Origin of the sequence: Microcoleus sp. LAD1_D5 (assembly GCF_036702115.1) — a bacterium.
Taxonomy (GTDB): Bacteria; Cyanobacteriota; Cyanobacteriia; order Cyanobacteriales; family Microcoleaceae; genus Microcoleus.
Genome location: NZ_JAUBSA010000025.1, coordinates 67256 through 78288, shown reverse-complemented (window position 1 = coordinate 78288; position 11033 = coordinate 67256). Strand labels below are relative to the sequence as shown.

Here is an 11033-nt window from a genome sequence, read left to right as displayed (position 1 = left end):
AATGTATGAAGTTTGGTACAAGTAAACGTGTTGTAAGTCAACCAGATCGTGCTGTCAGAAAAATGCTATTATGTGTGCTATCGCTTTCGCGTGGCTTTACTGAACCATATAATTATAGTTCATTCATCGTGTGTTCTCTGTTTGACCCTCATGAATAAGTGTCAGTAACATCATACCTCATCTTTCTGAGAAAGGCTATAGATTTTCCGAGGGATAGGAAAGATGCTAAATTTCTCGCTTGTGCTTTGGCTGGTAATGCAAATTTTTTAATAACTGGCGATCGAGATTTTACTGAAGTAGAAACTTTGGGCAATACTAAGATTGTTTCAGTTTCTGGTTTTCTGGATCAAATCTTAGAAGAGGGGGAGGATTGAGAGTAAAGTATCAAGCTGCGATAGGGGTGATCGCGCCCCTATCTTGGCTGTTGGCGCGATCGCCAGCCGAGGATAGCTGCTAGGATCAGACTGGGGGAAAAGACGGCGATTAGGGCGTTGAGGTCGGTTGAGGGTATGGATAAGCTAGGCCCTGCGTACTTGATGGCTAGGGAAAGGGCGGCGGATAGGGTGAATACTTTGAGGATGGGGCTGATGTTGGTGTTCATGGAGGTGGTCGTTGGTTATATAATCTGGTTTTCCGACTATTATTGCAAGTATGTGTTGGGGGTGGGCTTGCAGTTGGGACGTGAGGGGGGGGCGATCGCTTTTCCCAAGCGAGGCGCAGATCAGATACCTTTACATCTTAGAATAGGCAGTACCCCAGCACAATTTAGCAACATCAGGAGCGATTAAGAATGGATACCCAAGAATCAGAGTTAATAGAGAAAATTCGTCAACAATTTGACAATGCTCCTTATCCTCGAATTCCCCTAGAGACATCTCCTAAGAATAACTATCAGACTCTCTATCTCCATAATTTGGTAACAGCTTACTATATAAGAAATCAGAAAGTCATAGAAACTGAAGGAAAAGTTATTTTAGATGCCGGCTGCGGCAGCGGGTACAAATCGTTAATTTTGGCAGAGGCAAATCCGGGAGCCAAAATTGTTGGCATCGATTTATCCGAAGAGTCTGTTAAGCTAGCTCGACAGCGCTTGCAATATCACGGCTTTGAGAATATTGAGTTTCATGCTCTGTCAATTGAGGAACTGCCTAGCTTAAACCAGCAGTTTGATTATATCAACACTGACGAGGTGCTTTATCTCTTACCAGACGCAGTTGTCGGATTGCAAGCCATGAAATCTGTTTTGAAACCAGATGGAATTATTCGCACCAACCTCCACAGCTCCATCCAGCGCAGTACATTTTTGGACGTTCAAAAAGCATTTAAAGTTATGGGTTTAATGGATGAAAACCCAACAGAAATGGAGATTGGGTTAGCCCGAGAAATAGTAGAATCCCTCAAGAATGAGGTTGTTATCAAGGCAAGATCGTGGATTCATACTGGTGAAAAAACAGACGAGTGGATGCTGGCCAACTATTTGTTGATAGGAGATAAAGGTTTTACTATTCCTGAAGTGTTTAGAGCATTAACAGAGGCGGAGTTAGAATTTATTAGCATGGTGAATTGGCGGCAGTGGGACGTGACTGATTTGTTCAAAGAGTCAGATAACCTACCGGCATTTCTAGGAATGAGCTTGCCGGAAATTTCTATCGAAGAGCGGCTACATCTGTTTGAACTGTTACATCCCGTTCACCGCCTGCTTGACTTTTGGTGCGCTCATCCCAACCAAACTCATTCGTTGGTGCCTGTTTCGGACTGGATTTTAGCTGACTGGCAGCAGTCAAAAGTGCATCTGCATCCTCAGCTCAGGACACCGCAGCCTAGAGCAGACCTGATTGACTCCATTGGCAACCAAAAACCTTTTGAAATTAGCAGTTATGTCACTTTGCCTACTTTAGTACCGATCGGGATAGAGAGCAGTATGGCGGCTTGCTTACTGCCTCTGTGGGACGGAGCGCAGTCTATGATGTCCCTCGTGGATAGGTGGCTCAAAATCAGACCAGTAGACCCCGTTACCCTTGATCGGGTCAGCCAAGAAAAGGCTTTTGAAGAGATCAAGGAACTATTAACTAATCTAGAAGCCTTTCTGTACGTGCTTTTGGAGCGCGCTTGAGCGTCACTGTGCGTTTCAGTCCGCCTGCTCCAAAAAAACTTTGCCCGGGGTGATATAAAAGCGATCGATAGTGGGTAAGTTACGTATAAGAGTTAGAAATCAAGCATCCCCCCCTCTAGGAGAAACGACATATGAAGACTGAATTTAAGGCTAAGTTCTTGCAACACCTCAACAAAAAGGGAGACAAGGGTTTTACGCTGATTGAGCTGCTGGTCGTGATCATCATCATTGGCATTCTGTCTGCCATTGCTTTGCCATCCTTCCTAAACCAAGCCAACAAAGCTAAGCAGTCAGAGGCTAAGCAGTACTCTGGTTCGATGAACCGAGCACAACAAGCATCATTTGCGGAAAACGGTCAATTCCTAGGTAAAGTTGAGGAGTTGGGGCTTGGTATCCGCACTGAAACTACAAATTACAAATACTCTATCGAACCAGGAACTGTTGACAAAACTACTAGCACTGTTGGAAATCTAGCTTCATCCCAAGTTCAGTCACTCAAAGCGTACATTGGAGTTGTGTCTCTAATTAAACAAGCTGGCGCTACGGAAAAAACTAGCACAGCTGTATTGTGCGAGAAACAAGTTGCTGGTGTTTTCACTCCAACAATAGTTGGCGCAGTAGACAATTCGGACACCGATCTAGCCTGTAAAAACAACGCTGACTATACCATAGTGGCCAAGTAGAACTGGTGTGAAACGGGAAATTTTTTCCTGTAAGCTTAGTTTCAACCTTTTTTAACGAGTGGGTAGTGTTCTTGACCCTACCCATTTATCTTATAAAAATTTTTAGTGATCGCACTCTAATAATCTAGATGCTAGTATCGCTATTTCAAATTTTATTAACTGAGCAGGTCGATTTGCACCAACAGAAAGCTTATAAATACTTTATTGAAGGAAATTATAATCAGGCTGCGAAGCTGTACGAGGAGGCTATTGCAGCACAACCGACTGTCAAGGTATATTACTGGCATTTGGGTTTGGCGTTGCTGTTGCAGGGGCATGAAGCTGAAGCTCAGACGACTTGGTTGCTGGGCATAGCAGAGGGAGAGCCGGAACAAGTTGAACAATGGACAGCCGAACTGTTCAAGGTGCTGGAAACAGAAACAGAGCGTAGGGAAGCTTTGTCCGACTACTCTGTTGCTTGGACGATACGACAGCATTTGCGGGAAATCAATCCCGAAGATGTTAACAATTTGCTGCGTTTGATCGCTCTTTCTGTCTACCTTGAGATTTTTACAGCCGACGAACTAACTTCTTATGGTTTAATAGAGATACTCCAGTTACAGCCAGGGATAGAGGTAGATGCCGAGCTATTAATGCAAGTATTGCAAATTGTTTTGAATGGCACTCCCGCGCAGCCGGCGACACTGAAGTTTGCAGAAGCTTGTCTGGCTCATGTCTCTAAGCCTGAAGATTATATCAGCATTATAGTAGCAACTTCTGTAGAAATTGGCTACTTGTTAAGACTGCCTGCACTGGCAGTACGCTTCATTCAGTTGGGTTTGCGCCTAGATGCAGAGCATCCTGAGCTGCTGTACAACCTGGCTTGTTTCTATCAGAATCTCGGTCTGTACGAGGAAGGGATAAAGACAGCTAAGTTGTTCGAGTCTGTCGCTACTGATTTAGCCAATCAAGTTTATGCTCAACACTTAATTTTGCGGGGGTTAATGAGTGCAGGTGGGCACTGGAAAGAAGCTGTTTCGGTAATCGAGAAACTGTTGCAAAGGCTAGAGTTACTAATAACAGAACAGCCAAGAGATATTGGATCGACTACAGTCAACAAGCTGTTTGTAACCAGTTTCTTTTTTCCGTACTTTCAGGATAATCCCCCGCATGACAGACAAATTCGCAACCAATTGTCTCATTTATGCCAAGCTAATGTTGAAATTTATGCCAGAGAACAGATAGAACGCTCCCGACAGCAACATTTAGCACGGAGAAGCAACAGCGTTTATCATCAGCCTTTAAAGATTGGCTATCTATCTCATTGCCTGAGGCGGCATTCTGTGGGCTGGCTAGCCCGATGGCTATTTCAGTACCACGACCACCATAGCTTTCAAATTCACGGTTATTTTATCAACTATAAAGAGAAAACTCACTTTTTAGAGGAATGGTATGCAAATCAGGTTGACAAAGCTTACAACTGCGGTCTGTCGGCCGTCAATATTGCTGAGCAAATAGCTGAAGATAAAATTGATATTTTAATCGATATTGACAGCATTACTTTAGATATTAATTGTGAGGTGATGGCTATGAAACCTGCACCCATTCAAGCTACATGGCTAGGTTGGGATGCTTCGGGATTACCTAGTATTGACTACTTTATGGCCGATCCCTACGTGCTGCCGCAATCAGCACAGGATTATTACAGTGAAAAAATCTGGCGCTTGCCACAAACTTATATTGCTGTGAATGGTTTTGAGGTGGGGATACCAAATTTGCGTCGAGATATATTGAACATTGAGAGTGAAGCTGTTGTATATATGAGTAATCAGATCGGTTACAAACGACATGCCGATACAGCGCGATTACAGATGAAAATTTTAAAAGAAGTCCCGAACAGTTACTTTCTAATCAAAGGGGTAGCGGATGAAAAATCGATTCAAAAGTTCTTTAACCAGCTAGCCGAAGAAGAGGGTTTGGAGGGCGATCGTCTGCGATTTTTGCCAAGAGTTACTTCAGAGGAAGTTCACCGAGCTAACTTAGGTATTGCGGATGTAGTTCTGGATACTTATCCTTATAATGGAGCCACAACTACTCTAGAAACTCTTTGGATGTGCATTCCCTTGGTGACGCGAGTCGGGCAGCAATTTGCGGCGCGCAACAGCTATACTATGATGATGAATGCAGGGGTAACAGAGGGAATTGCTTGGACTGATGAAGAATATGTGGAATGGGGAATTCGCTTAGGGAAAGATGCTGCTTTGCGGCAACAAATTTCGTGGAAACTGCGGCAGTCAAGGCAAACTGCTCCGCTTTGGAATGCCCAGCAGTTTACGCGAGAGATGGAAAAAGCATACGAGCAGATGTGGCAAATCTATCTCCAAAGTTAGCCTTATTAAGCTATACTCTCAAACGAGTCAATATCACAATCACTAATATAATCCCGAATTCTGGCAACGATAGGCAGGGAACCTAGTCCCTGCTTGACTAGCTCGGGAAATTGAGCTAGGCCCTCAATGATATTGTTGGCAAAGTTATATTGGGGGTTATTGCCATGTTGCAAAGTCAGATATTCCAATAATTCTAAAGCGTAGTCCGGGAAATTCATAATATCGGCAATGCAAGCCAATTTAAGAATATTGTCAGGTGTTGTCATATTTGGATCAATGTCTTCTCCAATTAAATCGCGGAAGTAAAACGCATCTCCCCACAGTAATTGTCCGCCGCGGAGGGTTGAACCAATAGGGGAATGGCTGCGGAAACGGCGAGCACCTGTTAAATCAAATAGTGTAAAACCTTGGTTCCTGAGATAGATATCTACATCTGCAAACAAAGGTTGATTTAAGTATAAATTTGAAAACGAGACTTCAACTTGAACAGCTAGAATACTTCGTTTTAAAATTTCTACTGCACCTTCTAATACCAAAACTTCAGCACCTTGAACATCAATTTGCAGGAAATCTATTTCATCAATTCCTTCCTGCTGGCAGAACTCATCTAAAGTGGTGGTTTCAAGTTCAATACAAAAATCTAAGTTCACAAGTTCGGGTAGTCCTGAAAAACGCTCCAAGTAAGGTTCATTCGGTGGATAAAGCGAACTGCACATGGGATGTTGTGTGACATAAAGTGTAGATTCACCTACAGACTTTGCTAAGGCTAGAGGAATATGTTTTTCAGTCCAATTGACTTGTCGTGCTTCAAGGTCAGCATTGGCGGCTTCGCAAGCGTCTGCATCTGCATCAAAACCGTAGATAGTCAGGCGAGGTGCAAAAATATTCCATCCCTGGCTGCCATAGTCATCTTGGCTTGTTAATTTACGACAGCCAACATTACAAACTGTCATGTTAATTTGTTCTAAATGACCGCTTTTCTTTAAACTTTCAATAAAAAATGTCATAATCAAAGTATCCTTTTCTTTTTCCAAAACTGATTATTCTTGAGTTAATAGGTAACTTTGATTTGGGGGTAAAGCGATGATATTCATGTTTCCGTGCAACTCCTCGGCGGAGTTTACAGGAATTAGTTTTTGCAGGTAAGGTTGATAGCGGAATAATTGATATCCTTTCCCTCTAAGGTAGTCAGCAACAGGTAAATTGCTGTCTTTACTTCCGGCAACAATATTTTCATACATAATGACGGGAGCAAATTCAGATAATATTCTGTCGCTGCCTGTCAATACTGACAGTTCGTGACCTTCAACATCTATTTTGAGGAAATCTACTCGGCTCAAGTTTTCCTGCTCCATCAAGCTGTCTAGAGTAAAGCAGGTGACTTCTTCAAAAGAGTCTGGCTGCATTTCTGCGACAGCTTCGCCAGTGGCGATTTTGTTTAATTCACTGGCAGGGGAAAGAGATAAGCGAACTGTTCCAGAGCGATCGCTGGCAGCACCGGCACAGACTTTCACCCAGTTTAGATGATTTATTCTACAGGTTTCTTGCAAATAGCTAACGCAGCCAGAAAAAGGCTCTACTGCCAGCACGTGCCCTTGGGAACCGACTCGCAGAGCAGCGCTAAAGGTGTAAACTCCTACATTAGCACCCACATCGATAACAGTCATGCCTGGTGCGATTGCACTGCGCCAAAATTCCATTTCTTTTTCAAACCAGTCTGTTTCGGCAATCAATACGCTGCTGGTTATACAACCGTAAAACCTCGGTTCAACTGCCAATAAAAGTTGAGTTTCAAAAGGCACATAAGTGAAGGGACTGTTAACTTCTAATTCAGTCCATCTCCACTCTAGAGAATTGGGATGCTGTTGAGCCAATTGTCGAGCAAAATTTAGCCATTCCTGGGCATATTCTATCTGCTCTAAATCTTTAGAGGCGATGTATAGAGCTTGCAGCACGGGTGCGGAATTCGAGGAAATTTGTTTGGCACGGTGCAAATACATGACTCCTTCCGATTGATCGTTTAGCAGACTGTATACTCCTATTTTTAAATTTATGGAACCAGAATTTGGTAAAACTTGAGCCGTTAGGTGCAGCAGCCTCATTCCGAATTCATTGTAAGAAATTATCTGCGATCGACCTAGTGCTTCAATTAACAATAATATCGATTGACTGCGAGCGTCTTCGGCTTGTAAAATTTGAGTTAGCTGTTCTGCTTGGTACATCTTCAAACTACTATCAGTCGGCGGCAGATAAACAAGAGCTGGAGGAATTTTTTCTAGTGAGCTGCCAGCAGACTGCTGAATACCAAGGGATACCAAAAAATGAAAAGCTTCTTTAATTGCTTCATCGGATTCTCCAGTCAGGGCAAGAACTAGGGCAAAATGAGCTGCACAGAGTGGATGATTGTATAAATCTACTGCACTCTTTAAGGCTTCTAAAGCTGTATTAATATATATTTCTTTGAGGGATGATTCCTGGCACTGCTCTGCTTCTATCAAGGCGACTACAGCAAAATTGTTTAAATCCGTCGCTGATACAGGTTCGTCCCAAGATGTATTTTCAAGACTTGAAGCTACGCGCGACAAGGTATCTAAATCGATAGTCGGACAGTTTCTTTGGAGGTATTCTAAGTAGAAAAGGGCGGGGGTTTTTTCGTTAAAATTATTGGGTCTTTGAGAAATTGTGAGAAATACACTTTCTGGTAAAATGAACTGCCAATCTCCTGTTTCTGATTGGACGGCTCGGTTGCGACTGAAGCTAGCGAGATCGCAGCAGGGAAGGTTTTCTGCTTTTGCTGCTGCGATCGCCTGTTTATTTTCGTTCTCTAAGACAAGTCTACCCTGGATGCGACTCAACAGCGCTTCCCGCTGTTTTTCCTCCAGTTGTCCTACCAAGGAAACTTCGGCACACTCAGTAACGTCCAAATCTTCTTCTATCAGCAGATTCATAGTGACACTGGATAAAATCAGATTTGCATCCTCGTCAGAAATGTTGCCAGTATCTACAAGTAATGTCATCTTCATTCGATCGGGGTGAAAAGCGATCGCCCTGATAACTTGTGTAAATTCTTCGCAAATCGTCTCTTCTGATGCTAGCCAATTTGGGAAAACGATTAAATTGATTAACCGCAGCTTTAAAGGCAAGAATGCTGCATCTATCAAAGCCAAACTCACCGTTTTCGCCATTTTCGACCACGAAAAATTTTGCGCTTGTTTGAGACCGGCAGCAATTAAGGCCTTGCGAACATCCGGTTTTTGCACTTCGCAAAGCGCATTCGCCAGTCCGCTAACATCAGTATCGTTCACATATAATGCGGCTTTTCCTGCGACTTCAGGTATAGACGCATTTGCACAAGTAATGACTGGACATCCACAAGCGATAGCCTCCAGCACAGGCAAGCCAAAACCTTCATACTTCGACGGATAAACCAGTGCAATAGCACCGGAATAAGCAGCTATCAACTCTTCATCACTCAGTTGCAGTACGATATGCACCGCACAACCTGATGTATAGTCTCTAAACTTTGTATCTAATAACAAATCGCTACCCGTACAGACAATTTCAAACCCTTGTCTGCTTTCAAGTTGAGCAAAAGCCTGGAAAAACAAAGTTCCATTCTTATAGCCGATTCCAGGCCCGATCAAAAGAAAGTATGGCTTTGATATACCGTACTTGTTTTTAAAATGATTAACTGCCTCTGGACTCGCTGGTGAAAATTTACTGTTAACTCCGCAATGAGCTACAGTTACTGAATCTGAGGCAATATCTGGAAAAAACTTTACTAAGTCACGGGCTGTATTTTCGGAAATTGCGATGTATGCAGATGCGTGGCGAATCCCGAAATGCTTTTCACGCCACATCGGTGTACTTAAATTTACTCCTTCAACTTCTGGAATCATGTCATACGCTATGAATGCAGAGGGAGTTGATAGGGGAGTTGTGTAGTAAGTCGAGATAAATAAGTCTGCACTGTGTTCGTCGCAAACTTGCTGTAGCATTGCGCGATCGGCATCCACTGTGTCATAGTTGTAACCAGGCAAAGGACGGTACTGGATGCCGGGAATTTCCGGCACTGTTCCCGTTCTGTCAATAACAACTACGTGTTCGGAAAAACCGTTTTCTACCCATTCTTCTAAGAGAGACTTCCATACCCGAGCAATTCCAGTTTTATAGCGCTGAAAAAATACGCCGTCTACAATTATTTGGGGAAATGGCTTTTGAGGTTTGGCAGACTTTTGTTGCTGAGGTACTTGTACAAACTTCCAGGTATTGCTATCTTTTTCTTTCAGCGCGATCGGCTGAATGTCACAAGCCTTTGCAGTATCGACCGCCGTTAAATCTTTAACCCAGGGAAAATACTGACTCAAGCAAACCGGGAATCTCGTTTGCCGCTGCAACTGGGTCCATTTAGCAACAGCATTAGCATAACCGTAGTATTCCTCTTTAAAACGCAACTGTTCTATTGTGGCGTAAGCGAAATGTTGAAAAATTAGCCCGGCTTCTTCAGTTTCTTCGTGTAAAAAAGGATTGACCGCAGCCACATCGCGCCAACCGTCAGGATTGGGTTCCGCTAATATTGGGGGTTCGTGTGCGACCCAAAATGCTCCCGGCCTAAATCTCCAAGTACGCAACCAATCTTGTTGAGGATTCTGAGCATAACAATTGCGAGTGCTAATAACCAGATTTTCTCCAACAAAATACCAGCACCAGTAGAAAGCTGCTGTTTTTTCAGGATGATTGATAAACATCTGCCGCGCAGTACAAATTTGCTCGGCTGTCCACAGTTCATCTACATCCAATTGCCACAGCAAACATTCCTCTCTAATGTTTGTCAATGGCGCATTCGTCATTTCGCGTTTTCCATCCCAGAAAACACCTGCCGGTTTGCGATATACTGTAACGTTTTCAGGGTATTGTCTTGCCAGTTCGTCAATGTACTCAGCAGTTCCGTCATTACTGCGTCCGTTGTTGTGAATTTCGTCCGCAATTTTTCCCCCTGAGTTTAAAGACCAAGCTGTATCGTGCTTCAAGTCTGCTACACCCTCAACAATATGCCAGTGCCACTGAAAAGGTAACTCTTTTAAAACTTGGATATGGTAACGAATAAACGGTTGTCCATTGAGAACGATTGTGAAAAAATGTAGGGGCATATCGGAAACTTGGCGATTTTTTTCTATTGCTTCAGTCTTCTTGAAAACCGAATAACCGTGACGCAAAAATAGATTTTGCTCTACCAGTACATAGTTGGAATCTGAAAGTAATCTGCAATGATTCTGATAGTTCTTAAACGTATCGATGTCGTCAAGCATAATAAACTTGGCTCCATATATTTCGTCGAGTTCCCCTCGTCCCGTAAATTCAGAGCCGTCTATTATCACTACATCAAAAATATCGATGTTATTTTCTTGCTTTATTTTTTTGATGCCGTTCTGCTCAACCCCGGATTCTTCAACATATTTTATATTATCTCGCAGCCAATCTATTACCTGTGCGAGTGGGTAACCTCTTAAACCTGTATTAATGTTGTTGTAGAAGTTAATAACTTCTTCTTCCTCGGGAAATTCTTCTAAAGAAACAGTAGAGACGTTGTAGCACTTGACAAAATCATCATTAGCATATCTCTTTTTTAGTTCCGCAAAGCGAGGTAGTGAAATTTCTATACAGAATAGCGTTGGGTTGTTCGGATTTGGCCGAATCCCTGTCACCAATGCTTCTGTACTTCCTTCTCCCGATGACGAGCCAATTTCTAAGACAGTTTTAATATCTTCGTTCTGAACAATCCTTTGAATTGCCCGATAAAATCCATCATTTTTAATCTCAGGTGGAATTATCCTGTTGAACGACGATTGAAAAACATTATTGTTCATA

General features: G+C 42.9%; 7 protein-coding genes. 4 read left to right on the top strand and 3 right to left on the bottom strand.

Annotation, left to right across the window (positions count from 1 at the left end):
- The first annotated feature begins 158 nt into the window (after nt 1–158).
- A complete protein-coding gene (locus tag QUA70_RS13190; protein ID WP_333347447.1) occupies nt 159–374 on the top strand; it encodes a putative toxin-antitoxin system toxin component, PIN family in 216 nt (71 codons plus the stop codon).
- Nucleotides 375–412: 38 nt separating this feature from the next.
- On the opposite strand, the gene QUA70_RS13185 is transcribed toward QUA70_RS13190, so the two are convergent.
- A complete protein-coding gene (locus QUA70_RS13185; protein WP_333027353.1) occupies nt 413–601 on the bottom strand; it encodes a hypothetical protein in 189 nt (62 codons plus the stop codon).
- A 189-nt stretch (nt 602–790) separates the two neighbouring features.
- Between QUA70_RS13185 and QUA70_RS13180 the strand changes: the two genes are divergently transcribed.
- The 3 genes from QUA70_RS13180 to QUA70_RS13170 all read left to right on the top strand — a co-directional run bounded on the left by QUA70_RS13180 (nt 791) and on the right by QUA70_RS13170 (nt 5165).
- Nucleotides 791–2113: a class I SAM-dependent methyltransferase gene (locus tag QUA70_RS13180; protein ID WP_333347451.1), complete on the top strand. Its 1323-nt coding sequence runs from the start codon at nt 791–793 to the stop codon at nt 2111–2113.
- A 131-nt stretch (nt 2114–2244) separates the two neighbouring features.
- Nucleotides 2245–2796, top strand: coding sequence for a type IV pilin-like G/H family protein (locus QUA70_RS13175; protein WP_333347454.1), 552 nt, complete (start codon nt 2245–2247; stop codon nt 2794–2796).
- A 128-nt stretch (nt 2797–2924) separates the two neighbouring features.
- Nucleotides 2925–5165: an O-linked N-acetylglucosamine transferase family protein gene (locus tag QUA70_RS13170; RefSeq protein WP_333347457.1), complete on the top strand. Its 2241-nt coding sequence runs from the start codon at nt 2925–2927 to the stop codon at nt 5163–5165.
- A 5-nt stretch (nt 5166–5170) separates the two neighbouring features.
- Here the strand turns inward: QUA70_RS13170 and QUA70_RS13165 are convergent, their stop codons facing one another.
- Together QUA70_RS13165 and QUA70_RS13160 are read right to left on the bottom strand one after the other, a co-directional pair.
- Entirely contained in the window at nt 5171–6199 is a 1029-nt protein-coding gene (locus tag QUA70_RS13165; RefSeq protein ID WP_333347460.1) for an FkbM family methyltransferase, read from the bottom strand.
- A gap of 6 nt (nt 6200–6205) precedes the next feature.
- Complete coding sequence (locus tag QUA70_RS13160) at nt 6206–11032, bottom strand: FkbM family methyltransferase (RefSeq protein ID WP_333347463.1); 4827 nt, start codon at nt 11030–11032, stop codon at nt 6206–6208.
- Between the last annotated feature and the right edge of the window lies 1 nt (nt 11033).

Coding starts and splice junctions, on each gene's coding strand:
- QUA70_RS13170 (WP_333347457.1), top strand. CDS start 2,925: ATGCTAGTATCGCTATTTCAAATTTTATTAACTGAGCAGGTCGATTTG.
- QUA70_RS13160 (WP_333347463.1), bottom strand. CDS start 11,032: ATGAACAATAATGTTTTTCAATCGTCGTTCAACAGGATAATTCCACCT.
- QUA70_RS13180 (WP_333347451.1), top strand. CDS start 791: ATGGATACCCAAGAATCAGAGTTAATAGAGAAAATTCGTCAACAATTT.
- QUA70_RS13185 (WP_333027353.1), bottom strand. CDS start 601: ATGAACACCAACATCAGCCCCATCCTCAAAGTATTCACCCTATCCGCC.
- QUA70_RS13175 (WP_333347454.1), top strand. CDS start 2,245: ATGAAGACTGAATTTAAGGCTAAGTTCTTGCAACACCTCAACAAAAAG.